This is a genomic window from Mesorhizobium sp. M0715, assembly GCF_040320355.1.
GTDB lineage: Bacteria > Pseudomonadota > Alphaproteobacteria > Rhizobiales > Rhizobiaceae > Mesorhizobium.
On the sequence record NZ_JAMYPL010000024.1, the window covers coordinates 85,835 to 108,870 of the forward strand.

Sequence of the window (23,036 nt, forward strand, 5' to 3'; positions counted from 1 at the left end):
GACTGCGCTGCCCCGTCTGCGGCTCGAGGCGCGTGGCTGTCGGCATCACCATGCCAAGCAATGCCGGCGCTGCCGCCGCGAGGGCAACTCGATGAGCGACTGGACGTTTCAATCGCTGATCGATGCAAACATGCAGGTCACGGCCTATTGCCGCAACTGCATCCACTACAAGGTAATCGACCTCGTAGGCCTGCGGGACAAGTACGGGGGCGATGTCAATGCGATGAACGGGCGTCTCGCGCCGCGCCTGGTCTGCACCAAGTGCGGGACGAACAAGCCGGAGCTTCGCTACACGCCGGACAGCTCCAAGGTTCCCGGCATGGGCAACGCCGCAGCCAATGCCTATGCGAAAGCCAAAGGGGAACGGTAGGCAGTCGGTTTCAACTTTGACCGCTTTTGCGCCAATTCGACATCGGAGAGAGTCGAAACCTCGCGTTGGAGGCCTTGTGGTTTTCACTGGCCTGTCACACCGGATATCTAACCCGGGCGGTTTTACATTTCGACCGTAACCCATTGAAATCAAGCAGGCACGTTTTGCCCGGTTTTACATGGGAGTCGTTGGAATCCGGTCGAAAGAAGCTTGAACGCCCGGGAAAGCCGTTTTCGAGTAGCGGTCGTTGTTTATCCTAGATTTCCCCGGACCATCACTCCGCCGCCCAAGCTGATCACCGTGACTCCAGCTTTCTCGGCAGCGGTGGAAAGTGTTTTCTTGACTGAATCATTTGCCCAGCCATCGTTACGCTCACTGATGGTTAAGAAACAAGCACGCGCGAGATCCGCCAAGCTATAGACGGCAATCCGCGTTTCCCGACGTGACTCAAACAGGTACCGCCACTCTTCGAAAGCTCTGGCGTAAGATCTAAGGTCATCAGCCAGCAATTGAGCATTTCGCCCATTAATAATTTCAAAATTCTTTTCTATATCCTCCCGATCAGTAACTCTCAGTTTTGCAAAAAGCTCATCCAATTTATGGCCGCGCTGCGCAGCATTCGACGCGATGAGCAGGCTTTTTAGATAAAGCTCTATTGCGAAAGCGTAGTTGACGATCATTGGCTGCACTGGGGACTGTATTTCACCCGCAACGACTCTCGATTCTCCACAACGAATCGCAGCGATGTGAAAGCCATTAGCGGCATGAAATGCAGCAATATCCGCTAAGTGCACCACACCTTTGATTTTCTTGGCTGCGGCTTCCGCTTCCGCCTCGAGTTTCGCAATAACTTTTGGGTCGATCATTTGCTTTCCGGCTCCTTCGAGAGTGCGACCCCTTGGCCTTGCGACCTCAGATCCGCGATCTGAGTCGCCTTGTCTAAAGCAATCGTCTCGATTTTTCTGAGACGTTCTCGGCGCTTTTCGCGGGCAACGTACCATTCTGCGAACAGCATCTCGATGAGTTCAATGAGCGCCTGGGCCTCACCAGGGTCTACTTCGACAATGTTGTTGATGTCTTTTTCCATATGCGCGCCGATGTTGCCGACGCCGCGCACATGATCGATCGCATCAACTGTCTCGGTCTCAACGCCCTTTGGCCCCGCATCCTCGTCCACAAGCTTGCGCAACTCCTTGATCTCATCAATCAAGCGCGCCTTCGAAATTTTGCAAAAGTCGCGAATCATGCCCTGCAGACAGCGGCGGGAGAGCGTGGCTGACGCTTTCGGGCTTAAGTCACGTATTAAGCAGGCCTCATAGTAATCGTTTCTCAAAGGCTCCGGAATGAAACCCGGCTGTTGAGTTGCAAAGGATGCGGGACGAAGCCGCCAACTTTCGATCGGGGTGCCAGTTGGAACGTGTTGCCCGCGTGAATCCGAAAACACTGACTTGTTTAGCTCACAAGAAATTGATGCTTTGTTACATTCACGGTTCAGGCAGCGAATTGCAGAAAGGGTCATCCCGATGGGCCCAAGTTCTGTCTCGCCAATCGAGAAGAAGTTGTATCGGATGTGGTAATTATTTTCGGTGGCAATTTGGGATTTGCCGCAGAAGCGACATTCCCATGCGCCAAGTCCAAATTTGCTCATTTACTATCCCGCGAAAGACCGTTTCTGAGCTATCATGGCACGCTAATGGCTCTCTCAGCGAGGAGAATAATCCTCCCCCAAAAGCTGCGCCTGAAAGGCCGGCGCGCTAACGTATCAGTCCGTTGGCGCGTTGGAACACCCAACGAACATCCGTGGGATTATCCGTGGGACTTCTTGTCCGGTTGGGAAGGTATTGAACAAGAATGATCGGCTTCTGTTCTCCTGCGCCGTTTTAACGCTTGCACCCCAACCCTTGAATATATATGGCTTTCCGCGGTCCGGAGTGTAGCGCAGCCCGGTAGCGCACTTGACTGGGGGTCAAGGGGTCGTCGGTTCGAATCCGGCCACTCCGACCAATTCAAAGCAGGACTTGCCCCCGAAGTCCGCCCCTCCAGATGCCCCGGTCAGCCCGGCCAAATCTCGGATCTGGGCAACCATGTCCTCTCCCATTTGAACTCCGGCTTGGGCGCCAACTCTACCCTTGGCACACATCAACCCATTCAGCCCCAATGAGCTCAACCATGCGCTGCGGCGCAATCCGCACGGCCGCATTGGTGGCGCCGGCAGCGGGCACGACTTCGTCGAATTCGCGCAGCGACACGTCACAATAGACCGGCAGCGGCGCCGGCAGGCCGAACGGGCAGACGCCGCCGACCGGATGGCTGGTTGCTTCGACAACCTCGGTGGCGTCGAGCATACGCGGCTTGCCGCCGAACTGGTCCTTGAACTTGCGGTTGTCCAGCCTGGCGATGCCGCTGGTCACCACCAGCATGGTGCGGTCGCCGACGCGCAGGCAGATCGTCTTGGCGATCTGGGCCGGCAGCACGCCATGCGCCTCGGCCGCCAGGGCCACCGTCGCCGAGCTCGCCTGCGTGACGATGACATGGATGTCCGGCGCATGGGCGGCGAAGAAGGCACGAACGGATTCCAGGCTCATATCGAAAAACCGACGGTTCAAAAACGTTATGGACGGCGGATTACGGTCCAGCAGCCAGACGCATAGGCACGTGCGATAGACAGATCGGCAAGTGCCAGGCTGAAGCAAAGCGCTGCGGCAGGTACAAAGAAACCCGCCAAGGGGCCTTGGCGGGTTCTCTGGAATGCATGGTGCGGATCTACGCCAGCGATCGACCTTGCGCCGCCGGCGTCGGCGCAGCCGGGGTGATCAGAGCCTCCTGGGGAAGGTGAAGCGCGGACACAATACGACGCAGCTTCGACGGGTCGGTCACTCTCCCGCTTTCGATATCCTCAATCTCGTCCACCGCCAGGCCGCATGTCAGGGAGAGCTCTTCCACGCTGTAACCGCGGGTCTCCCGCATCGCTCTGAGGGTGTTGTAATCTGGCCCGCTCCCGTTGGTTGCCGGTTCGGAGTGGGGTTCGCTTTTCGCATTATGGGGCATTGGCAACTCCATGACTGAAAGAGTTTGATCAAATGAGGAGTGTTGCCTGAGACGGTCGGGAAGATGCCCTCTCGCCGGCGATTTGCCAAGAGCCAAAAGGGCCGTCACGGGATCGTGAACCAGGCGCCTGGCGCGGCCCTCTCGCGTACACGTCGCGATCAAGTTGTTTTGAAGGTCCGATCGGCCTTTTGCCGGCAGTTTCGCCGCGCACGTTCGTTATCTCCGGGTCGCTGGCGTGAAACCATCCGGTTCCAGCCAGCTCGTTCCCGGAAGGATTTTTGCAATGAACTTGAAGACATTCATGGTCGTGCTCGGCACGATTTCCAGCCTTTCCGTCGCCGGCGCGGGCGCCGCCCAAGCCGCAGACGCGCTGCGTGTGCGCGGCACGGTGGTCAGTTTTGAGCCCACGCTGCTCACCGTGAAAACCCGCCAGGGCGATACCGACGCGATCAAGCTCAAGGCTGGCTGGAAGATCTCGGGCGTCGCCAACGCCTCGGCAAAGGACATCAAGCAGGGGGATTTCCTCGGCATTGCCTCCGTTTCGAAAGCGGATGGCGGCAGCGGCGCCCTGGAGGTGGTGGTCTTTCCGGCCGCGCTGAAAGGCACTGGCGAGGGCGACCGTCCCTGGGACCTGCAGCCAAACAGCCGGATGACCAACGGCACCGTCGCCGACGTTACCGATATAAGCGGGCGATCCGTCACCCTGACCTATGACAATGGCCAGACCAAGAAGATTTCGATCCCCGACACCACGCCCGTCGTGACCTTCGCGCCGGCGACGCCTACCGACCTCAAGCCGGGTGCGACGGTCTTTGTCACCGCTGAGCGGGGCAGTGACGGCGCGCTGAGCGCCAGCCGCGTCGTGGTCGGAAACAACGGCGTCGTGCCGCCGATGTAGTGGGACGGGCGGCCAATGGCCGCCTCTCGATCTTGCCGTGCATGGTGGCAGGAGGCTGAATTGGGCAGAAACAGTACAGAAACAAAATTCTACAATCGGGAAATACTGACGAAAAAATTCAGGCGCGTAATTCCATTCGCGGCGGCCGGGCTATCGCCCCGATCCATACGCCCGCGAAACAAAAGGAAACGATCCATGAAGAAGTCCCTCCTCTCGGCCCTCGGGCTTGCAGTTGCATTGGCTTTCACGGTGCCCGTCATCGGTGCGACGAGTGCGGATGCCGCCCCGATGGCAAAGCATCATCGTCACCACCATCATCATCGCCACCATGTCCGCCACCACCATCATCACCGCCACCACCACCATGTGATCGGAAACAAGGCCTAAGCTCCGCAGACCGCCACCGAGAAGACCGGCCTTGGGTTCCTGTCCAAGGCCGGCTACTCCGCCCCGCGAGGCTCGATCGCGGATCGACAATTCACGCAAATCCAATGCGCGACGCCGGTGAGATCGTCATCCCGGCGCTGGCTATGGCACCACCACCAATCCGGCGTTCACCGGCGAATCGAGCGGCTCTGGCGGCTTGACCAATCCGCATTCCTGCGCCGGCGACACAGAGGTGTTGGGCGCCTCTATGCCGACACGCTCCTCGCCAGATGCCGGAGCGACAACAGACATGGCCGCTCGCAAGGAAAATGACGGATCACCTTAGGGCGAGCCGTCACTTCTTCTTGCTCGTATCTGTGGGATTTGGGTTTTAGAATTCAGCGCCGGCTGAACAGCAGACTGGCGACAAGACCGAGCACCACAAGGCCGACCGCCGCGGCAGCCGCCGGATGGTCGCGGGCCGACCTCTCGATCACCCTGCCCTGTTTGCGGATTGCCGGCATGGCGTCGCGCAGGCGCCCGGCAAGATCGGAATAGGTGTCGAGCTCGGCATCGCGACCGTCCTCGTAGTAGGCGCCGCCTCGCTTCGCCACAGCCCTCTTCAAGCTGGCCAGTTCCTTGCTGAGAACCGCGACCTGCCTGTCGAGATCAATGTCCGAGAGGGTCGAAAATGATGCCATGGTATGTTTCCTTCACTTGCAGAAGGAAGCGTAACGCCTCACCCGAAGACGGGTTCCGGTTTTCGAACTATCGATGTCGCGTCGGGCTGCGGTCAGCGCACCTGGTCAAGCAGGCGCTTGCATTCCAGGAGGTCGAACAGCGCCTCCTGCAGCAAGGCCCTGTTATCGCGCGAGAGTTTCGATGCATCCGGCTGCACCGGACCGTCCTCGTCGCTCTTGCCCAGGCCGAAAAAGCGGCGGCTGGGCTTCACCCGCGGCTGGCCGACCAGTTCGTCGTCCATGCCACGCGGCTGGGCCGCCGGCGTCAGCGGCACTTGGTCAGCCTGCCTTCGCTGTGAGATCGCCTCGACGGCGGCCATGTCGCCATTGCCGATGGCAACCAGGAAATGGTTGCCGTTCTCGCGCAACAGCTTCTGCACGCCCTTGATGGTGTAGCCCTGGTCGTAGAGCATGTGGCGAATGCCCTTGATCAGTTCGACATCCTGCGGCCGGTAGTAACGACGGCCGCCGCCGCGCTTCATCGGCTTGATCTGGTTGAAACGCGTTTCCCAGAAACGCAGCACATGCTGCGGCAGATCGAGATCTTCGGCGACCTCGCTGATGGTACGAAAGGCGTCGGGGCTCTTGTCCATGGGCGAATCCTCACGCTGGACGATGATCCGGCCTACCTGCCGAATCGGGGCTTATTTCAGCGGTTTATGAAGCAATATTCAAGCCCGGCGTCATGGCGGCGGCAGTTTTCAACCGCGCAATGGACTACTTGCCGCTTTTGGCCTTGCCGCTCTGATGGGAGCGCAAGATACGGCTCTTCAGCACATTCGACGACTTGAAGGTCATCACCCGACGCGGCAGGATCGGCACTTCCTCGCCGGTCTTGGGATTGCGGCCGATGCGTTCGTTCTTGGAGCGGACGTGGAATGTCGCGAAGGACGACAGCTTCACCGTTTCGCCGCGCACGATGGCTTCGCAGATTTCATCCAGCACCGCTTCGACGAGCTCGGCCGATTCAGTGCGCGACAGGCCGACCTTCCGGTAAACTGCCTCGGCAAGGTCGGCGCGCGTAAGTGTCTTTCCCCCCATGCGACCGTCCCATCAGCTCAAAACATAAAATTCGGCACAACAACGGCAGAGCCTAAGTAATTGATCCGTCAAGGTCAAGGACCGAAACTGGACCGTTCGGCACTTACCAGCGAACCAGGACAGCGCCCCAGGTGAAGCCGCCACCCATCGCTTCCAGGAGGACGAGATCGCCCTTCTTGATGCGGCCGTCGGCGACGGCCACCGACAGCGCCAACGGCACGGAAGCAGCCGAGGTGTTACCGTGCAAATCGACCGTAACCACCACCTTTTGCTCAGCTATCCCGAGCTTCTTGGCGGAAGCGTCAATAATTCGTTTATTGGCCTGGTGGGGCACGAACCAGTCGAGATCATCGGCCGAGATACCGGCTTGCGCGAACGTCGCCTCGATGACGTCGGTGATCATGCCGACCGCATGCTTGAAGACTTCGCGACCCTCCATCCGGAGATGGCCAACCGTACCCGTGGTCGACGGCCCGCCGTCGACGAAAAGCTTGTCCTTGTGCGTGCCATCGGAGCGCAGGCTGGCCGCCAGAACGCCATGGTCGGCGATCGTGCCCGCCCCCTCGCCTGCTTCCAGAATCATGGCGCCGGCGCCGTCGCCGAACAGCACACAGGTCGAGCGGTCGCTCCAGTCGAGGATGCGCGAGAATGTTTCCGAACCGATCACCAGGACACGCTTGGCCAGGCCGCCGCGGATGTAGAGATCGGCGGTGGTCACGGCATAGACGAAGCCCGAACAGACCGCCTGCAGGTCGAAGGCAAAGCCGTGATGCATGCCGAGCCGGTTCTGGATCTCGACGGCGGTGGCCGGGAATGTGTTGTTTGGCGTCGAGGTCGCCAGCACGATCAGATCGATGTCGGCGGGCGTGAGGCCCGCATTGGCAAGTGCGGCACGTGCCGCTGCTTCCCCGAGCGAAGCCGTGGTCTCGTCGTCACCAGCGATATGGCGCTGGCGAATACCGGTACGCTGGGCGATCCACTCGTCAGAGGTCTCGACCATGCCTTCGAAATCGGCATTCTTCATGATTCGGCGGGGCAGCGCGGCGCCCGTGCCGCGCACGACTGATCTGATCAAAGTTCTTTCCTATTCCTTTGCGTCGGTGACGACGTCGGATTTCCTAGCTGACAGGGCACGCGGGTTGCGCGCATGAAACAGGTCTAGATCGGCCTCGATGCGGTCGAGTAGGTTGTTGCGGACCATGTCATAGCCGAGTTCGATCGCGGCGGCGAACCCGTCAGAATCAGCACCGCCATGGCTTTTGACGACGATGCCGCTCAGCCCCAGGAAAACGCCGCCATTGGAGCGGCCGACATCCATTTTTTCGCGCAGGCGATCGAAGGCGCCCTTGGCGAAGATATAGCCGATCCTGGCCATCAGAGTCCGGCTCATCGCGGCGCGCAGATAGCCACCGATCTGGCGCACCGTGCCTTCCGCCGTCTTCAGCGCGATGTTGCCGGCAAAGCCTTCGGTGACGACGACGTCGACCACGCCCTTGCCGATATCGTCACCCTCGACGAAACCGTGATAGTTCATCGAGGCCATGTTGGCTTCGCGCAGCATGCGCCCGGCCTCCTTGACCTCTTCCTGGCCCTTGATCTCCTCGACGCCGACATTGAGCAGGCCGACGCTGGGCCGGGCTATGCCGAAGACCGAGCGCGCCATGCCGGTGCCGAGAATGGCAAAATCAATGAGCTGTTGCGCATCGGCCCCAATGGTCGCGCCGACGTCCAGCACCACGCTTTCGCCGCGCAATGTCGGCCAAAGGGCTGCGATCGCCGGGCGATCGATGGTGGCCATGGTGCGCAGGCAAAATTTCGACATCGCCATCAGCGCGCCGGTGTTGCCGGCGGAAATGCAGGCGTCGGCCGTGCCGGCCTTGACCGCTTCGACGGCCTTCCACATTGATGACTTCCAGCGGCCGTGGCGCAGCGCCTGGCTCGGCTTGTCGTCCATCCTGACCGCAATTTCGCAATGGAAGAATTCACTGATCTCGGCGAGCTTGGGAAATTTGGCAAGCTCCGGGCGCACGACCTCCTCACGCCCGAAGATGACGAAGCGGATGTCGGGACGACGGGTCGCGACCGTCATGAGCGCTGGAATGACCACGGCTGGTCCGTGATCGCCGCCCATGGCATCGATGGAAATCCTGATCACGCGGTATTTATCTCACGGTTAGGCGGCAGGTCGCTTTAGCGACCGCGAAGGTTCGGCGAAAATAACGGTTTTGGGCTGCCGCACAACCGACTTTTCCGTCGCGGGCGAGCTTTTCAGGATTTTCCCAGCAAGGATCGCAGTTTTTGCTGAAATTCATTCTCCGCCGGTTCGTTCTCGCTGCCGGTGTTGAGCGATGCGCCCTGCTTGCGCGGATAGGGGTCGATGGCGAGCCCGAAATACTGTTCGGCGATTGCCCCGACATCGATCGTGTCACCGGAAAATGTCTCTGGACTGTCAGGGCCTTCCGCGTCGAGCAGGATCTCGCCGCCACCATCGAAACCCTGCCGTCCAAGCTTGGAATCCTCGGGCAGCAGCAGCGCTTCGACCGGTTCGTCGATATGCGCCTCGACAGGCTCGAGCGTGACGATGCAGGCCTGGGTGATGTCGGCTTCGACGCGACCGCTTATCTTCACGCCATTGCGCTTCCACGACGCGACCAGAAGCTCGGCGCGATAGGATTCGACCGAAATCAGCCCGTGCTCCTCGGCCAGTGCCGCACGCTGCGCGGCATCGGCCTCGATAACCAGCGGCAGGCCCTTCTGCGGCAGGCGCGTAACGTTTGCCCGGAAGGAGACCGGGCTTTGCGGGTCAACATGCTTCATTGTTCAACCTCCTTGGCGGCGGGAAAGGTCAGCGTGCCGGAGACAATCGATTCGGATGTCTGCGCGGCCAGATGACTGCGCGCGTCGGTAACATAGTTGGCCAGCAGCGATGCTTCCAGCCAGGCGCCCGCGTCGGGCCGGACATTGCGGGCAAGAGCCGCGGTCAGCCCTTCATGGTCGTTTCTTTCCAGGGCATCGTCATAGGCAGCGGTTCGGCCATAAAACATCTTTGCCAGCTTTTTCATGCGTTTGGGCACGCCCACGTCGCCAATGCCCAATTCCCGCAACGAATGGTCGACGTCGAGGAAGAACTCGTCGATCAGCACCTGGGCGACCTCTTGCGCCGCACCGCCCTCCCCGCGCAACCTGTGCTGGAACAGGAACATGTGCAGCGACAGCATCTCGAAACGGCCAAGCGGCGTGTCTGGCACATTCCAGTGGGAATAAAACACGGTCTGCCGCGCCGCCGCCACGATTTGTGCGTAAAGCGCCTCGGTGATAGCGCGGTTGGCGTAGCGTTCGCGGCCAAAAAAGCGCTGGAACATTGGGGATGGTCTCCTGGGGACCGTTTGTTGAAGTGGGCTTGTTGCATCGGCAAGCAAGCTGGTTTACCGGTTTCGCGGCCCAGCGCAAGTTGCGGCCAGCTAATGGAGTTGTTGTTGCGCGCGCTGAATTTCAAGTCGACCTTCTCGTCCAGGCCCGCCGGCGCGATCTCGCTGCTGATGATCGTTTCGGCACTGTCCGCCTGCCACACCTCCAAGATGATCGGCGACCTCAGCCCAAGTGAGACGCTGACGCAAGGTTACGTCATAGACCAGCAGGCAATCGACCTGGTGCCGGTCGGTTCGAGCCGCGAGCAGGTGCTTCTGGCGCTCGGCACACCGTCGACGACCGCGACCTTCGACAACGAGGCCTTCTATTACATTTCGCAGACGCGCAAGCGCTACGTCGCCTTCGACAAGCCACGGCTGATTGACCAGCATGTGCTGGCGGTCTATTTCGGCGCCGATGGCCGCGTCACCCAGATCGCCAATTACGGGATGAAGGACGGCAAGATGTTCGACTTCATCTCGCGCACCACACCGACCGGCGGCAAGGACCAGAACTTCCTCAGCCAGATCATCAACGGTGCCAGCAAGCTGGCACCCAGCATTCCGGGCGGCGGCGTCTAATTCCTTTCGGCTTCCATTTCGGAAGCCTCATCATCTCAGGCGACCAAAAACCCGCGGGAGCGATCCTGCGGGTTTTTGTTATGGGGATCGTTCACCGGTGTGGCCGTGGCCAAGGAAACGCGAGCCGAGCTTGGATGAGATGCTTGCACACCACGCACTGGAGGACCTAGGCGAAGCGAAGCGCTGAAGGGTCGACGTTGTCATCGCTTCAACAAAAAACCCGCGGGATCGCTCCCGCGGGTTCTGTTTTCGAGTGGATGCTTTTGATCAGCCGTGCGCGAGCACGGCCAGCAGCAAGAGCGCCACGATGTTGGTGATCTTGATCGCCGGGTTGACGGCCGGACCGGCGGTGTCCTTGTAGGGGTCGCCGACCGTGTCGCCGGTCACCGAAGCCTTGTGCGCTTCGGAACCCTTGAGATGCTTGACGCCGTCCTTGTCGACAAAGCCGTCTTCGAAGGACTTCTTGGCGTTGTCCCAGGCACCGCCGCCAGAGGTCATCGAGATGGCGACGAACAAGCCATTGACGATGACGCCGAGCAGCGAGGCACCAAGGGCGGCAAAAGCGGACGCCTTCGAACCCGAGATCAGCAGCACGCCGAAATAGACCACGAGCGGCGCCAGCACCGGCAGCAGCGACGGGATGATCATTTCCCTGATTGCCGCCTTGGTCAGAAGGTCGACCGCGCGTGCGTAGTTCGGCTTCGAGGTGCCGGCCATGATGCCCGGATCCTCGCGGAACTGCTTGCGTACTTCCTCGACGATGGCGCCCGCCGCGCGGCCGACGGCCGTCATGGCGATGCCGCCGAACAGATACGGGATCAGCCCGCCGAAGATCAGGCCAGCGACGACGTATGGGTTGGAGAGATCGAAGGAGATCTCGCCCATGCCCTGGAAGTAGGGATATTTGTCGCCATTGGCGGCAAAGAACTTCAGGTCGTTCGAGTAGGCGGCAAACAGCACCAGTGCGCCGAGACCGGCCGAACCGATGGCGTAACCCTTGGTCACCGCCTTGGTGGTGTTGCCGACCGCGTCGAGCGCGTCGGTGGACTGGCGCACTTCCTTGGGCAGGCCGGCCATTTCGGCAATGCCGCCGGCATTGTCGGTGACCGGGCCGAAGGCATCGAGCGCAACGATCATACCGGCAAGACCGAGCATCGTCGTGACGGCGATCGCCGTACCGAAGAGGCCGGCAAGCTGATAGGTCGAGATGATGCCGCCGACAATGACGATCGCCGGCAGCGCCGTCGATTCCAGCGAGACCGCAAGGCCCTGGATGACGTTGGTGCCGTGACCGGTGACCGACGCCTGGGCGATAGAGTTGACCGGGCGCTTGTTGGTGCCGGTGTAGTATTCGGTAATGACCACGATGAGACCGGTCACCACGAGGCCGACCAGGCCGCATATGAACAGGTTCTTGCCGGTGATGACCATGCCGGCGACGGTGCCGATCTCGCCCCAGCCGAGGGTGACATGGGTGGCGACGCCGAGGCCGACGATGGACAGCAGGCCGGTGACGATCAGGCCCTTGTAGAGTGCGCCCATGATCGAGCCGTTGGAACCGAGCTTGACGAAGAAGGTGCCGACGATCGAGGTCAGGATGCAGGCGCCGCAGATAGCGAGCGGATAAAGCATGGCTGCACCCAGAACGGCGGTACCGCCAAAGAAGATGGCAGCCAGAACCATGGTGGCGACAACGGTCACCGCATAGGTTTCGAACAGGTCAGCGGCCATGCCGGCGCAGTCGCCGACATTGTCGCCGACATTGTCGGCGATGGTGGCCGGGTTGCGCGGATCGTCTTCGGGAATACCGGCTTCGACCTTGCCGACGAGATCGCCGCCGACGTCGGCGCCCTTGGTGAAGATGCCGCCGCCGAGACGGGCGAAGATCGAGATCAGCGATGCGCCGAAGCCGAGCGAGACCAGCGAGTCGATGACGATGCGATCATTGGGCTGGAGGCCCATGAAGTGGGTCAGGATGAGGTAGTAGATCGAAACGCCGAGCAAGGCCAGGCCAGCAACCAGCATGCCGGTGATGGCGCCCGATTTGAACGCGATGTCGAGGCCGGCAGCGAGGCTGTTCGATGCGGCCTGCGCCGTACGAACATTCGCGCGAACGGAGACATGCATGCCGATGAAGCCGGCGGCGCCTGAAAGCACTGCACCGATCAGGAAGCCGATTGCGGCGGTGATGGACAGCAGCCACCAGGCGAGCACGAGGACGACGACGCCAACGATGGCGATGGTGGTGTACTGACGCGCCAGATAGGCCTGTGCGCCCTCGCGGATAGCCGCGGAGATTTCCTGCATGCGTGCATTGCCCTGATCGGCCGCAAGGACCGAACGTGTCGCCCAGATGGCGTAAAGGATTGAAAGCAGGCCGCAGGCGATGACGGCGGAAATAATTGTCATTGCCGGATTTTCCTCGATTGATGGCCCAAAAGAACCCCTCCCTGGGCCGTTGAGACAAAGACCGGATTCCGTGCACGGAATCCGCCTCTTCGCAGCGGTGTATGCGAAACAGGGCTGCGAACGTCAAGATATTGTTCGGTTTTTGCCCGGCTTTCGCCTAAATGGTTGGGGCCAAGCGGCGGCTGCCGTTAGCACTCTCCTATTAGATCGATTGAAATTGGCCTTGACGCAAGACGCGGCTACTCGGTCTCCCGGCCCATGCGGCGCGCCGTGTAGCGCTCGATCGCCGATAGACCGTCATAGATCAGCACGGCAAGGGCTGCCACGATCAGGCCGCCCTGCAGGACGAAGGCGAGATTGTTGGACAACAGCCCGGCGATGATCACTTCGCCCAGCGTTTTGGCTGCCACGGTCGAACCGATGGTCGCGGTGGCAAGACTGATCACCACCGACAGCCTGATGCCGCCGAGAATGATCGGGGCGCTGAGCGGCAGCTCAACCTTGGTGAGCCTTTGCCAACCGGTCATGCCGGCGCCGCGCGCCGCCTCGACGACATTGGCCGGCAGCGTCGTCAGGCCGGTCAGCGCATTTTCGAAGATCGGCAGCAGGCCGTAGAGAAACAGGGCGATCAGCGTCGGCTTCTCGCCGAAGCCGACGGCCGGCACCGCAAGCGCCAGCACCGCCACCGGCGGAAATGTCTGGCCGATGTTGACCAGGCTGCGCGATAGCGGCAGGAATTCGGCGCCGGCCGGCCTGGTGACCAGGATGGCAAGCGCCATCGCGACGACGGTTGCTGCCACGGTGGCGATCAGAACCGTGCGCAAATGCAGCAATGTCAGGGTCAGCAGGCTGCCCTGGTTGTAGATCACCGGCGCATTGTTTTCGGTCAGCGGCTTCAGTAGCGGCTCGAACCAGCCGGGATTGGTGACGAAGGCAACGAGCAGCACCACCAGGGCTAGCCTGAGCAGCGATGGAAGCCGGGCCTTCATGCCGGCCTCGCCGCGCGCTTCACCAGCCCGTCGACGGTGACGCGGCCAAGCGGCTTGCCGTCGGTGCCTGAGACCGGCAGCGCCGGCCGGCCCGACCACAGCAATTCGGCCAGCGCGTCGCGCTGGCTGGCATCGCCGGGGATCGCCTCGCCTTCGGCGGAGCCCTTCTCCACGGCATCGCGGACCCGGCCGAGCGACAGCAACCGGAACGGCCTCTCGCTGGCGCCAACCAGGGTCTCGACGAAGGCGCTTGCCGGCTTTGCCAGGATCTCGGCTGGCTTGGCGTATTGCACCAGCTTGCCGGCATCCATGACCGCGATCTTGTCGCCCATATGCACGGCCTCTTCCATGTCGTGGGTGACGAGGATGATGGTGGTGCCGAAGCGCTTCTGGATCGCCAGCAGATCCTCCTGCGCCTTGGTGCGGATGATCGGGTCAAGGGCGCCGAACGGTTCGTCCATCAACAGCACGTTGGGCTCGGCGGCGAGTGCGCGGGCAACGCCGACGCGCTGCTGCTGGCCGCCGGACAGTTCGTGCGGATAGCGCGGCCCGAAGGCTTCGGGATCGAGCTGATAGAGCGTCATCAGCTCGTCGACCCGGGCCTTGATACGGTCCTTGTCCCAGCCAAGCAGCACCGGCACGGTGGCAATGTTCTGTGCCACCGTGCGATGTGGAAACAGGCCGTGGCCCTGGATGGCGTAGCCGATGCTGCGGCGCAGCTCGTAACCGGGCAGCGAACGATTGTCGGCGCCGTCGAGCTTGATGATGCCCGAGGTCGGCTCGACCAGCCGGTTGATCATGCGCAGCAGCGTCGTCTTGCCGGAACCGGACGTGCCGACAATGACGGCGATGGTGCGCGGCTCGATGACCATCGACACGTCATCGACCACGGTCGTCGCGTCATAGCGCTTAGTGATGCCTTCGATCTCGATCATGCCGTTTCAACCCTGCGCTTGGTGGCGGTCATTTCGATCACCGCATCGAGGATGATGGCGGCGGCAAAGGCGAGCGCGACCGTCGGCACGGCGCCGAGCAGCACAAGGTCCATTGCCGTCTGACCCACACCCTGGAAGACGAACACGCCGAAACCGCCGCCGCCGATCAGCGCGGCAATGGTGGCGAGGCCGATGTTCTGCACCAAAACGATACGGATGCCGGTGAGGATGACAGGAAAAGCCAGCGGAAACTCGATGCCGAACAGGCGCTGCCTGTCGGTCATGCCCATGCCGCGCGCCGCGTCGTTGGCCGCGCGCGGCACGCCGGCGAGACCGACCACCGTGTTGGCCACCACCGGTAGCAGCGAGTAAAGGAACAACGCGACGAAGGCGGGAGCGGTGCCGATGCCGCGAATACCGAGCGCGGCAGCCCCCGGCACATGCGCGGCAACCCAGCCGAGCGGCGCGATCAGCAGGCCGAACAGCGCGATCGAGGGAATGGTCTGGATGATGTTGAGCACGTTGAGAACCCCGGCCCGCAGATTTTCGACGCGATGGCACAGGATGCCGAGCGGCAGGCCGACGATCACCGCGGCGGCCAGCGAACCGAGCGCCAGCGTCACATGCTTGGAGCCCTCCGCCCAGAAACTGTCGGCGCGGTTGAAATATTCCTTCAGGATCGACAGATTGTCCCAGCTTCCCGAAATCAACAGCAGCCCGATCGCCAAAGCCGCGACCACAAGCACGCCAACCCGCGCCAATGGCGACAGGTTCAGCCTTGTCAGCACGTCGGCGAGCAAAAGCGTGAAGGCAAAGATCAGAATCCAGAAACCGGAGGCTGGCGAAACTCTGGCGAAGGTGTTGCCCGCCGGCGTGAGAAATGTTCCGGCGACACCGATCAGCAGCGCGAGCGCGGCAAGCGCCATCACGCTGGCGGCAAGGCGCAGCACAAGTGGTGTCTTGAACAGCGCGATGAGTGCTGCGGCGACAATGATGGCGAGCAGCAGCGTCCCGGTCGTTGCCGGCAGCGCCTCGAGAATCGAGCGCGCCTGGCCGGGGACGATGCGGTTGGCACGGAACGTGGCAAAGGGCGCGGCAAAAGCCGCGTAGGCTGATATCGCGGCGATGACCACGCCGAGCTTGTCGAAGCGGGGAGTCATGGTTGCCCCTCATGAGGGGCGATTTGCCACATCGCGCAGCTTTCTTTGGGGATTGGCGAAAACCGACGCGATATCCGATCTCCCCCCTTGCGGGGGAGATGGCCGGCAGGCCAGAGGGGGGTGTGAAGGATCGCCAACTTTCGGGTGTCGGCTTGTTCAGAAGCAACCCTGTCGAGGCACGCACCTTTGACGGGTTGGGAGGTCGGCGGGACAGCACCCCCCTCTGTCCTGCCGGACATCTCCCCCGCAAGGGGGGAGATCAGCAGCTTCCAGAGGGGGGTGCCTTGCACCGGTGTCACTGACTACTTCAAAAACCCGTTCTTCTTCAAAAAGTCCTCGGCGACGCCCTTGACCGGCTCGCCGCCGACCTGCACGCGACCGTTCAGTTCCTGCAGCGTGACGAGGTCGAGCTTGGCGAAGACCGGCTTCAGCAGCGTCTCGATCTCGGGATGTTCCTTCAGCACCGCTTCGCGGATGATCGGCGCCGGCTGGTAGACCGGCTGCACGCCCTTGTCGTCGTCGAGCACGACGAGGCCGGACGGTGCGATGCCGCCATCGGTGCCGTAGACCATGGCTGCATTGGCGCCGTTGGTCTGGTTGGCGGCCGCGGCGATGGTTGCTGCCGTGTCGCCGCCCGAAAGGGTGATCAGTTGGTCCGGCTTCAGCGTGAAGCCATAGGTGGTCTGGAAAGCCGGAAGTGCAGCCGCCGAATTGACGAACTCGGCGGAAGCCGCCAGCACCACCTGACCGCCGCCCGCGATATATTTGCCGAAGTCGGTGAGCGTGGCAAGTTTGTTGGTCTCGGCGACTTCCTTGCGCAGCGCGATCGCCCAGGTGTTGTTGGCGGGCGACGGCGACAGCCAGACGATCTTGTTGGCGTCGTAGTCGAGCTTCTTGGCCGTTTCATAGGCCTTGGCGGCGTCTTTCCAGACCGGGTCGTCGGCCTTTTCGAAGAAGAAAGCGGCGTTGCCGGTGTATTCGGGATAGATGTCGATCTCGCCGGCGGTGATCGCCTTGCGCACCACCGGCGTGCCACCGAGCTGGATACGGTCGGATGTCTTGATGTTGTTGGCGTTGAGCACGAGCTGGATGATGTTGCCGAGCACGCCGCCCTCGGTGTCTATCTTGGAAGAGACAACCACTTGGGCATTGGCGGAAGCCACCGTGACGCCGAGCGCCAATGCGGCGCTGGCCAGAAACTTGACTGAAAACATTGTGAAACCCCTTGCTATGAACCGAAACGCGGTGACCGCATATGAGCATGGCTTCAACGGCCAGTCGGGGCACACGGTTTCATAACAATAGGTACAGACGCAATATTTTTGTTCCGGAGCGGTAAATTCGACCGACATCGTGCTGACAGCGCCGTGTCAGGTGAAACGGCGGATGGATCAGGCTTCGGCTTTGCGCAGGCTCGTCAGCTTGAGCGCGCCGAGCGCCACGAAGCACAGGACGGTGACCGGAAAGACTATCCAGTTCAGCATCTCCCAGCCCCAGGCGTTGTAGACCATGCCCGACATCAGCGAGGCGCAGGCGACGGAGCCGAACAGGACGAAGTCGTGGAAGCCTTGCACCTTGCCCTTTTCCGACGGCCGGTAGGTGGCGGCCACCATCGCGGTCGCGCCAATGAAGCCGAAGTTCCAGCCAAGGCCTAGCAGGATCAGCGACGTCCAGAACTGCCACAGCGCCAGGCCCGACAGAGCGACAATGGCGCAGCCGATGAGCAGGATCAGGCCGGTGGCCACGATGCGTTCGGCGCCGAAGCGATGGATCAGCGAGCCGGTGAAGAAGCTTGGCGCGAACATCGCCATGACGTGCCAGGAGATGCCGAGCGTCGCGTCGTTCTCCGACAGGCCGCAACCGACCATGGCCAGCGGTGCGCCCGTCATGACGAAGCTCATCAGCGCATAGCTGCCGACCGCGCAGAAAAGCGCGGCGACGAAACGCGGCTGCGTGACGATCTCAGCCAGTGGCCTGGCGTCGCTGTCGGCGATCTCCACCTTGCCGGATGCTTTCGCCGGCAGCCGCAGGAACGAAAGGATGATGGCGCCGACGGCGGCCAGCGGCAGGATGGAGATGAACGAACCGGCAAACATGACCGGCGCAAGCAATTCGCGGGTGAAGATGACGATCTGCGGCCCGAGGATGGCGGTGACGACGCCGCCGGCCAGCACGAAGGAGATGGCGCGCGCCTTGAATTCAGGCGGTGCGTTGTCGGCGGCGGCAAAGCGGAACTGCTGGACGAAGGCGCCGCCGATACCGATCGTGAGCAAGCCGAAGGCAAACAGCCAGAAGCTGCCTTGAAAAAGCGCAAGCGTGGCGATCAGGCCGCCAAGCGCCGTGACGATCGTGCCGGTCATGAAGCCGCCGCGCTGGCCCATGCTGCGGATAATGGCCGCTGCAGGCAGCGCGCCGAGCGCCACGCCGATGTTGAAGCCGGTGATCGGCGCTGTCGCCAATGACTTGTCGGGACCAAGCAGATATTGCCCGGCCAGCGCGCCCACGGAGATAGCGATGGGGGCCGCCGAGCCGATGATCGCCTGCGAGGCGGCCAGGATCAGCGCCGTGCGGCGTGCCTCCTGACCGGCCTCGAGGGCGATGGCCGTCATGATGCGTCCTTGCCGCGCCCCTCGCCACGCACCCGGCGTGACACACGGTCGAGCACGGCATTGACCAGCTTCGGCTCGTCTTCCTCGTAGAAGGCCTTGGCGATGTCGACATATTCGGAGACGATGACGGCGACGGGGACATCCTCGCGCTTCATCAGTTCGTAGACGCCGGCGCGCAGGATGGCGCGCAGCGTCGAATCGAGCCGCGACAGCGGCCAGTCCTCGGTCAGCGCCTGGCGGATGATCGGATCGATGGTCTTCTGGTTCTCGACGACACCCGCCAGAATAGCGCGAAACCATTGCGCATCGGCCTCGCGGTAGAGCGCACCGTCGACTTCCTTGCCAAGGCGAAACGCCTCGTATTCGGCGGTGATCTCGAAGACGCCGCTACCGGCCACATCCATCTGGTAGAGCGCCTGTACGGCGGCCAGACGGGCAGCACCGCGCTTGTTGGCGTGGCGCACCGCAGGCTGGCCGGGCGAAGCGGGTTCGCTCACGATCGCGCTCCCAATTGTTCCTTGAGGGCAATCATGGTCAGCGCCGCACGCGCGGCAAAGCCGCCCTTGTCGCCTTCCGAGCGCTTGGCGCGAGTCCAAGCCTGGGCGTCATTCTCGGTGGTGAGGATGCCATTGCCTATGCAGACCGAGTCCTGCACGCTCAAATCCATGAGCGCACGGCTGGATTCATTGGCGACAATGTCGAAATGATAGGTGTCGCCGCGAATGATGGAGCCGAGCGCAACAAAGCCGTCATAATTCGTGCCGCCTTCCGTCGCGCCGTCCAACGCGAAGGTAATCACCGCGGGGATTTCGAGCGAACCTGGGACGGTGACGACATCATAAGTCGCGCCCGCTTCATCGAGCGCGCTTGTCGCGCCATCGAGCAGCGCGTCGGCAAGGTCGTCGTGAAAGCGCGCTTCGACAATAAGCAGATGCGCCTTCGCCTTCGGACGAATGAAGGCTTTGCCGTGTTGGGATGTACCAGCCATAAAAGTCTCCGGGGAGTTGCCGGTGACTTAGGCCGAAGCCGGGTTCATCGCAAGCGGAAGATTGTCCACGTTGCCGAAGGTCCGCAGAACTTATTGGTTTCCAGTGCTCATACGCCTGTATTGTGACGGTAGCCACGCACGGTATCGCGCAGACGATCGTTCACCGATCGAGGATTGATCAAGGCTTCAACGAAGACTCTGCTGTCGTTGACGGACAGATCGAGTTGCGAGTGCTCTTCGGTGTTCACATCGGCCTGCACCTCACGCATCAACTTGTCTTCCTGCGTGGAATTCACCCTGTCCTTGGTCATCAAAGCCCCTCTTTCGTCGCCTCCACCAGCCGCGCCGCATAGCGGGCCATGGTGTCGATCTCGAGGTTGACGCGGTCGCCGACCTTGCGCTCGCCCCAGGTGGTCACGGTCAGCGAATGGTGGATCAAAAGCACGTCGAAGCGCGTGCCTTCGACCTTGTTGACGGTGAGCGAGGTGCCGTCGAGCGCGACGGAGCCCTTGGGCGCGATGAACTTCGCCAGGTCGCGCGGCGCCTCCAGCGTGAAGCGCACGGCCTCGCCCTCATCCTTGCGCTCGACGATTTCGGCCATGCCGTCGACATGGCCCGAAACGATGTGGCCGCCGAGTTCGTCGCCGATCTTCAGCGCCCGCTCCAGATTGACCTTGGTGCCGGATTTCCAGCCCGAGGCCGTCGTCAGCCTCAGCGCCTCTTCCCAAGCCTCGACCTCGAACCAGCGCGCGTTCGAGCCGCTGTCGGGCAAGGCAGTGACTGTCAGGCAAACACCGCCGCAGGAGATCGAGGCGCCGATGGCGATGGTCTGCGGGTCATAGGCGGTGTCGATGCGCAACCCCACCCCTTCCCTGAGCGGCTTGACGGAAGCGACAGTGCCGACATCGGTGACAATCCCGGTAAACATCAGATATCCCTTATCCACTCGGCGTAGCTGTCTTCGCCGAAACGCATGTCGCGCAGTTTGCGAAATCCTGCCGGGATATGGTCGGCGTCGATCGGCGATGCAATGCCGTCGTCGCCGATCGCTTCCGGCCCCTGGAACAGCACAATGCGGTCGACCAGCCCATCGGCCAGGAAGGCGCTCGCCACCTTGGCGCCGCCCTCGACCAGCACGCTGCCCATGCCGAGCGCGGCCAGATCCTCGAGCAGTTCCGGCAGAGCGATGCCGCCCTCATGTGTTTCAGTGCCGATGAAGCGCACGCCTGCGCGTTCGAGTGCTGCCCGCCGCAGCGGATCGGCCTCCAGGCAGGCGGCGACATAGAGCGGCACCCGGTCGACGCCCGAAACCAGCTTCGAGGCCTCCGGCAACCGGATCTGGCGGTCGAGCACGATGCGGGCAGGCGAACGGTTCTCCAGCCCCGGCAAACGCACCGTCAGGGCCGGATCATCCTCAAGGGCCGTCCCGATACCAACCAGTATGCCATCCGCCTCGGCCCGCATCAGATACACTTCGCGGCGCGCGATATCTCCGGTGATCGACACCTGCCCACCGCCTTCCCTGCCGATCTTGCCGTCGCTGGAAAGCGCAAGCTTGAGAATCACTTCTGGGCGTTTTCTCAATGATCGGATCAAATAGCCGGCCATCTGCTCGGCGGCTTGCTCGGCCAACACTTTCTCGACCACCTCGACACCGGCGGCACGCAGGATCGCGTAGCCCTTGCCGGATACGCGCGAATCGGGATCGCTGGCCGCACCGACGACGCGTGCGACACCGGCATTGACCAGCGCATTGGCGCAAGGCGGCGTGCGGCCGTGATGGGCGCAAGGCTCCAGCGTGACGTAAGCGGTGGCGCCGCGCGCGAGGTCGCCGGCCTCGGCCAAGGCCTCGGTCTCGGCATGCGGGCGGCCGCCGACAGCGGTGACGCCGGTGCCGACGATCATCGGGCCATTGCCGTCATCGCGTACGATCAGCGTGCCGACGGAGGGGTTGGTCGCGGTGCGCCCTGCATTTTTTCGCGACAGTCTGAGTGCCGCCGCCATGAAGCGGCGATCAAGGGCGGCCTGTTCGCTTGCAGTCATGCTCAGCTGGCTTCCTCTTCACCCTTGATTTCGTCGCCCTTGAGCTCGCCCAGCAGTTCGTGGAAATCCTTGGCCTCGCGAAAATTGCGGTAGACCGAGGCGAAACGCACATAGGCGACATCGTCGAGCGATTTCAGCGCTTCCATGACCAGCCGGCCGACTTCTCCCGAAGCAACCTCAGTCTCGCCGGAACTTTCGAGCTGGCGCACGATGCCGGTCACCGCGCGGTCGATGCGCTCGGGATCGACATTGCGTTTGCGCACGGCGATCTCCACCGAACGCAGCAGCTTGTCGCGGTCGAAGGGTACTTTGCGGCCCGATTTCTTGACCACGACGAGGTCGCGCAACTGCACGCGCTCGAAGGTGGTGAAGCGACCGCCGCAATCGGGGCAGACGCGCCGCCTGCGGATCGCCGCGCCATCCTCGGCGGGGCGCGAATCCTTCACCTGCGTATCTTCCGACTGGCAATAGGGACAGCGCATGGAGAAGCCTTTGGTTGGCGAATCTGGTGAAGCGAAAGGCTTAGAGGTTTTTGCAGCGATGGCAAAGTGTCGCCAACAATCGCCCTTCAGAGCCCCTCGTCGCACAGAGATAGCGAGGCGCAAGCAGGATTGCCAGCCTCGCCAGGCGGCCGCACAGCGTACCGATGTCTTCAGGGAGCGACGTCGGCGGTCGGAAATCCGCATGATGTGCCGAGACTGCGATAGGCCTTGGTGAAGCCGTCCATGGATATGCTTCCAACCGGCGCGTCGCCGAAGGAGACGTCAAGCACCGATGCCCGCCGCATGGCGCGCAGGAGCGCCAGGCTGGTCTTGGCCTGGTTGTCCACGGTCCAGCTGAGCCGGCCGTTGACGGCGCCATCGGAATGGAGTTTTGCGGCAACACGGCCCTTGTCGTCGCCGAAGGTGGCGGCGACGGACTTGCCGGCCGGCAGATCCTTGTTGTCGACGGCGATCGTTACGGACGGGTAGGCATCCGGCGGCAGTGCATCGCCGTTCGTGATGACGAGCGTCAAGGTACCGGGCACGCCGCCCGCGCCGATAAAGGCGGTCGAGGCAGCGCAGGTCTTGCGCAGATCCTCACCGGTGTCGACCTCGTCGACCAGGGTCGACCATCTGCCGAAAGTTTCGAGCTTGGGTGCCGGCTGGGCGGGCGCCGCCGGCTCGGGCTGAGGTGCGGGTTGCGCGGGCGCGGCTTGAGCAGGGGCGGTTTGCGCCAAGGCGATGCCGGGGAAAGGCACGGCGATCAAAGCGGCCAGAGCGCCAACGGCGCCAAGGTCGGCGAAACGAAATGGTCGCATCATCAAGGCTCCTGCCGGCCGCCCCGACCTGGGGGAACCCCGCATGTGGGTGGGGCCGGGGGGTAGGCGTACAATAGGGGCAGGCGAGATATGGGTATGTGGGGGAGCGGTCGGGGCGCGGCCCCCCCATGGGCGTGGCCCCCCCGATCAC

Annotated in this window: 28 protein-coding genes and 1 tRNA gene; 4 read left to right on the forward strand and 25 right to left on the reverse strand. The window is 62.3% G+C overall.

Features of this window, described 5'->3' with window-relative positions:
- Positions 1–91 precede the first annotated feature (91 nt).
- Complete coding sequence (locus NKI21_RS25145; protein WP_352867913.1) at positions 92–370, forward strand: hypothetical protein; 279 nt, start codon at positions 92–94, stop codon at positions 368–370.
- A 251-nt stretch (positions 371–621) separates the two neighbouring features.
- Here the strand turns inward: NKI21_RS25145 and NKI21_RS25150 are convergent, their stop codons facing one another.
- Together NKI21_RS25150 and NKI21_RS25155 are read right to left on the reverse strand one after the other, a co-directional pair.
- Positions 622–1,236, reverse strand: a complete 615-nt coding sequence (locus NKI21_RS25150) for a hypothetical protein (protein WP_352867916.1) — start codon at positions 1,234–1,236, stop codon at positions 622–624.
- A complete protein-coding gene (locus tag NKI21_RS25155; RefSeq protein WP_352867919.1) occupies positions 1,233–2,018 on the reverse strand; it encodes a DUF4145 domain-containing protein in 786 nt (261 codons plus the stop codon). The genes NKI21_RS25150 and NKI21_RS25155 overlap by 4 nt, the downstream gene beginning before the upstream one ends.
- Before the next feature lie 279 nt (positions 2,019–2,297).
- Between NKI21_RS25155 and NKI21_RS25160 the strand changes: the two genes are divergently transcribed.
- A tRNA-Pro gene (locus NKI21_RS25160) sits at positions 2,298–2,374 on the forward strand.
- A 119-nt stretch (positions 2,375–2,493) separates the two neighbouring features.
- Here NKI21_RS25160 and NKI21_RS25165 read toward each other — a convergent pair.
- The gene (locus NKI21_RS25165; protein ID WP_128305465.1) at positions 2,494–2,955 is read right to left on the reverse strand and encodes a YbaK/EbsC family protein; all 462 of its coding nucleotides are present in this window, start codon (positions 2,953–2,955) and stop codon (positions 2,494–2,496) included.
- A 178-nt stretch (positions 2,956–3,133) separates the two neighbouring features.
- Positions 3,134–3,418: a helix-turn-helix domain-containing protein gene (locus tag NKI21_RS25170; RefSeq protein ID WP_127320647.1), complete on the reverse strand. Its 285-nt coding sequence runs from the start codon at positions 3,416–3,418 to the stop codon at positions 3,134–3,136.
- 283 nt (positions 3,419–3,701) lie between these two features.
- Between NKI21_RS25170 and NKI21_RS25175 the strand changes: the two genes are divergently transcribed.
- A complete protein-coding gene (locus NKI21_RS25175) occupies positions 3,702–4,316 on the forward strand; it encodes a hypothetical protein (protein ID WP_128305466.1) in 615 nt (204 codons plus the stop codon).
- A 528-nt stretch (positions 4,317–4,844) separates the two neighbouring features.
- On the opposite strand, the gene NKI21_RS25180 is transcribed toward NKI21_RS25175, so the two are convergent.
- The 8 genes from NKI21_RS25180 to NKI21_RS25215 form a co-directional block, all read right to left on the reverse strand.
- Positions 4,845–4,994: a hypothetical protein gene (locus NKI21_RS25180; RefSeq protein WP_164893064.1), complete on the reverse strand. Its 150-nt coding sequence runs from the start codon at positions 4,992–4,994 to the stop codon at positions 4,845–4,847.
- Positions 4,995–5,080: 86 nt separating this feature from the next.
- A complete protein-coding gene (locus NKI21_RS25185; protein WP_352867921.1) occupies positions 5,081–5,383 on the reverse strand; it encodes a hypothetical protein in 303 nt (100 codons plus the stop codon).
- Positions 5,384–5,475: 92 nt separating this feature from the next.
- Complete coding sequence (locus tag NKI21_RS25190) at positions 5,476–6,015, reverse strand: MerR family transcriptional regulator (RefSeq protein WP_023810244.1); 540 nt, start codon at positions 6,013–6,015, stop codon at positions 5,476–5,478.
- Positions 6,016–6,139: 124 nt separating this feature from the next.
- A complete protein-coding gene (locus NKI21_RS25195) occupies positions 6,140–6,463 on the reverse strand; it encodes an integration host factor subunit alpha (RefSeq protein WP_013532231.1) in 324 nt (107 codons plus the stop codon).
- 103 nt (positions 6,464–6,566) lie between these two features.
- Positions 6,567–7,538 carry a beta-ketoacyl-ACP synthase III gene (locus tag NKI21_RS25200; protein ID WP_023810242.1) on the reverse strand — a complete coding sequence of 324 codons (972 nt, stop codon included), beginning with the start codon at positions 7,536–7,538 and terminating at the stop codon, positions 6,567–6,569.
- Between the two features lie 9 nt (positions 7,539–7,547).
- The gene (gene plsX / locus NKI21_RS25205; RefSeq protein ID WP_023810241.1) at positions 7,548–8,618 is read right to left on the reverse strand and encodes a phosphate acyltransferase PlsX; all 1,071 of its coding nucleotides are present in this window, start codon (positions 8,616–8,618) and stop codon (positions 7,548–7,550) included.
- A 113-nt stretch (positions 8,619–8,731) separates the two neighbouring features.
- Positions 8,732–9,280, reverse strand: coding sequence for a YceD family protein (locus tag NKI21_RS25210; protein WP_023810240.1), 549 nt, complete (start codon positions 9,278–9,280; stop codon positions 8,732–8,734).
- Positions 9,277–9,825: a ubiquinol-cytochrome C chaperone family protein gene (locus NKI21_RS25215; protein WP_127412986.1), complete on the reverse strand. Its 549-nt coding sequence runs from the start codon at positions 9,823–9,825 to the stop codon at positions 9,277–9,279. The genes NKI21_RS25210 and NKI21_RS25215 overlap by 4 nt, the downstream gene beginning before the upstream one ends.
- A 114-nt stretch (positions 9,826–9,939) precedes the next feature.
- Between NKI21_RS25215 and NKI21_RS25220 the strand changes: the two genes are divergently transcribed.
- Positions 9,940–10,452, forward strand: coding sequence for an outer membrane protein assembly factor BamE (locus tag NKI21_RS25220; protein ID WP_023810238.1), 513 nt, complete (start codon positions 9,940–9,942; stop codon positions 10,450–10,452).
- 267 nt (positions 10,453–10,719) lie between these two features.
- On the opposite strand, the gene NKI21_RS25225 is transcribed toward NKI21_RS25220, so the two are convergent.
- From NKI21_RS25225 to NKI21_RS25285, 13 genes are all read right to left on the reverse strand, one after another.
- On the reverse strand, positions 10,720–12,861 hold the full coding sequence (locus NKI21_RS25225) for a sodium-translocating pyrophosphatase (RefSeq protein WP_128305721.1): 2,142 nt from the start codon (positions 12,859–12,861) through the stop codon (positions 10,720–10,722).
- A 239-nt stretch (positions 12,862–13,100) separates the two neighbouring features.
- A complete protein-coding gene (locus tag NKI21_RS25230) occupies positions 13,101–13,850 on the reverse strand; it encodes an ABC transporter permease (RefSeq protein WP_352867924.1) in 750 nt (249 codons plus the stop codon).
- A complete protein-coding gene (locus NKI21_RS25235) occupies positions 13,847–14,785 on the reverse strand; it encodes an ABC transporter ATP-binding protein (RefSeq protein WP_352867926.1) in 939 nt (312 codons plus the stop codon). Before NKI21_RS25235 ends, NKI21_RS25230 begins: the two co-directional genes overlap by 4 nt.
- Positions 14,782–15,945 (reverse strand): ABC transporter permease, encoded by a 1,164-nt coding sequence (locus NKI21_RS25240; protein ID WP_023810234.1) that lies wholly within the window; start codon positions 15,943–15,945, stop codon positions 14,782–14,784. The genes NKI21_RS25235 and NKI21_RS25240 overlap by 4 nt, the downstream gene beginning before the upstream one ends.
- A gap of 302 nt (positions 15,946–16,247) precedes the next feature.
- Positions 16,248–17,159, reverse strand: coding sequence for a glycine betaine ABC transporter substrate-binding protein OsmF (osmF, locus tag NKI21_RS25245; protein WP_352629789.1), 912 nt, complete (start codon positions 17,157–17,159; stop codon positions 16,248–16,250).
- 177 nt (positions 17,160–17,336) lie between these two features.
- Positions 17,337–18,554 carry an MFS transporter gene (locus NKI21_RS25250; protein WP_352611705.1) on the reverse strand — a complete coding sequence of 406 codons (1,218 nt, stop codon included), beginning with the start codon at positions 18,552–18,554 and terminating at the stop codon, positions 17,337–17,339.
- Entirely contained in the window at positions 18,551–19,051 is a 501-nt protein-coding gene (nusB, locus tag NKI21_RS25255; protein ID WP_023798402.1) for a transcription antitermination factor NusB, read from the reverse strand. Before nusB ends, NKI21_RS25250 begins: the two co-directional genes overlap by 4 nt.
- The gene (gene ribH / locus NKI21_RS25260; protein WP_352611704.1) at positions 19,048–19,542 is read right to left on the reverse strand and encodes a 6,7-dimethyl-8-ribityllumazine synthase; all 495 of its coding nucleotides are present in this window, start codon (positions 19,540–19,542) and stop codon (positions 19,048–19,050) included. The genes nusB and ribH overlap by 4 nt, the downstream gene beginning before the upstream one ends.
- A 107-nt stretch (positions 19,543–19,649) precedes the next feature.
- A complete protein-coding gene (locus tag NKI21_RS25265; protein WP_023810230.1) occupies positions 19,650–19,853 on the reverse strand; it encodes a type II toxin -antitoxin system TacA 1-like antitoxin in 204 nt (67 codons plus the stop codon).
- Positions 19,853–20,470 carry a riboflavin synthase gene (locus tag NKI21_RS25270; RefSeq protein WP_352611703.1) on the reverse strand — a complete coding sequence of 206 codons (618 nt, stop codon included), beginning with the start codon at positions 20,468–20,470 and terminating at the stop codon, positions 19,853–19,855. Before NKI21_RS25270 ends, NKI21_RS25265 begins: the two co-directional genes overlap by 1 nt.
- Complete coding sequence (ribD, locus tag NKI21_RS25275) at positions 20,470–21,585, reverse strand: bifunctional diaminohydroxyphosphoribosylaminopyrimidine deaminase/5-amino-6-(5-phosphoribosylamino)uracil reductase RibD (protein ID WP_352611702.1); 1,116 nt, start codon at positions 21,583–21,585, stop codon at positions 20,470–20,472. The genes NKI21_RS25270 and ribD overlap by 1 nt, the downstream gene beginning before the upstream one ends.
- Positions 21,586–21,587: 2 nt before the next feature.
- Entirely contained in the window at positions 21,588–22,067 is a 480-nt protein-coding gene (gene nrdR, locus NKI21_RS25280) for a transcriptional regulator NrdR (protein ID WP_023810227.1), read from the reverse strand.
- A 170-nt stretch (positions 22,068–22,237) separates the two neighbouring features.
- On the reverse strand, positions 22,238–22,888 hold the full coding sequence (locus NKI21_RS25285) for a hypothetical protein (RefSeq protein WP_128305713.1): 651 nt from the start codon (positions 22,886–22,888) through the stop codon (positions 22,238–22,240).
- Positions 22,889–23,036: the final 148 nt, after the last annotated feature.

Excerpts from the sequence above, each read along its gene's own strand:
- ribD (WP_352611702.1), bottom strand. The coding sequence starts at position 21,585 with ATGACTGCAAGCGAACAGGCCGCCCTTGATCGCCGCTTCATGGCGGCG.
- NKI21_RS25240 (WP_023810234.1), bottom strand. The coding sequence starts at position 15,945 with ATGACTCCCCGCTTCGACAAGCTCGGCGTGGTCATCGCCGCGATATCA.
- NKI21_RS25155 (WP_352867919.1), bottom strand. The coding sequence starts at position 2,018 with ATGAGCAAATTTGGACTTGGCGCATGGGAATGTCGCTTCTGCGGCAAA.
- NKI21_RS25265 (WP_023810230.1), bottom strand. The coding sequence starts at position 19,853 with ATGACCAAGGACAGGGTGAATTCCACGCAGGAAGACAAGTTGATGCGT.
- NKI21_RS25150 (WP_352867916.1), bottom strand. The coding sequence starts at position 1,236 with ATGATCGACCCAAAAGTTATTGCGAAACTCGAGGCGGAAGCGGAAGCC.
- ribH (WP_352611704.1), bottom strand. The coding sequence starts at position 19,542 with ATGGCTGGTACATCCCAACACGGCAAAGCCTTCATTCGTCCGAAGGCG.
- NKI21_RS25175 (WP_128305466.1), top strand. The coding sequence starts at position 3,702 with ATGAACTTGAAGACATTCATGGTCGTGCTCGGCACGATTTCCAGCCTT.
- NKI21_RS25170 (WP_127320647.1), bottom strand. The coding sequence starts at position 3,418 with ATGCCCCATAATGCGAAAAGCGAACCCCACTCCGAACCGGCAACCAAC.
- NKI21_RS25230 (WP_352867924.1), bottom strand. The coding sequence starts at position 13,850 with ATGAAGGCCCGGCTTCCATCGCTGCTCAGGCTAGCCCTGGTGGTGCTG.
- NKI21_RS25195 (WP_013532231.1), bottom strand. The coding sequence starts at position 6,463 with ATGGGGGGAAAGACACTTACGCGCGCCGACCTTGCCGAGGCAGTTTAC.
- nrdR (WP_023810227.1), bottom strand. The coding sequence starts at position 22,067 with ATGCGCTGTCCCTATTGCCAGTCGGAAGATACGCAGGTGAAGGATTCG.
- osmF (WP_352629789.1), bottom strand. The coding sequence starts at position 17,159 with ATGTTTTCAGTCAAGTTTCTGGCCAGCGCCGCATTGGCGCTCGGCGTC.
- NKI21_RS25215 (WP_127412986.1), bottom strand. The coding sequence starts at position 9,825 with ATGTTCCAGCGCTTTTTTGGCCGCGAACGCTACGCCAACCGCGCTATC.
- NKI21_RS25145 (WP_352867913.1), top strand. The coding sequence starts at position 92 with ATGAGCGACTGGACGTTTCAATCGCTGATCGATGCAAACATGCAGGTC.
- NKI21_RS25270 (WP_352611703.1), bottom strand. The coding sequence starts at position 20,470 with ATGTTTACCGGGATTGTCACCGATGTCGGCACTGTCGCTTCCGTCAAG.
- NKI21_RS25250 (WP_352611705.1), bottom strand. The coding sequence starts at position 18,554 with ATGACGGCCATCGCCCTCGAGGCCGGTCAGGAGGCACGCCGCACGGCG.
- NKI21_RS25285 (WP_128305713.1), bottom strand. The coding sequence starts at position 22,888 with ATGATGCGACCATTTCGTTTCGCCGACCTTGGCGCCGTTGGCGCTCTG.
- NKI21_RS25190 (WP_023810244.1), bottom strand. The coding sequence starts at position 6,015 with ATGGACAAGAGCCCCGACGCCTTTCGTACCATCAGCGAGGTCGCCGAA.
- NKI21_RS25225 (WP_128305721.1), bottom strand. The coding sequence starts at position 12,861 with ATGACAATTATTTCCGCCGTCATCGCCTGCGGCCTGCTTTCAATCCTT.
- NKI21_RS25235 (WP_352867926.1), bottom strand. The coding sequence starts at position 14,785 with ATGATCGAGATCGAAGGCATCACTAAGCGCTATGACGCGACGACCGTG.
- NKI21_RS25165 (WP_128305465.1), bottom strand. The coding sequence starts at position 2,955 with ATGAGCCTGGAATCCGTTCGTGCCTTCTTCGCCGCCCATGCGCCGGAC.
- NKI21_RS25210 (WP_023810240.1), bottom strand. The coding sequence starts at position 9,280 with ATGAAGCATGTTGACCCGCAAAGCCCGGTCTCCTTCCGGGCAAACGTT.
- NKI21_RS25180 (WP_164893064.1), bottom strand. The coding sequence starts at position 4,994 with ATGTCTGTTGTCGCTCCGGCATCTGGCGAGGAGCGTGTCGGCATAGAG.
- NKI21_RS25185 (WP_352867921.1), bottom strand. The coding sequence starts at position 5,383 with ATGGCATCATTTTCGACCCTCTCGGACATTGATCTCGACAGGCAGGTC.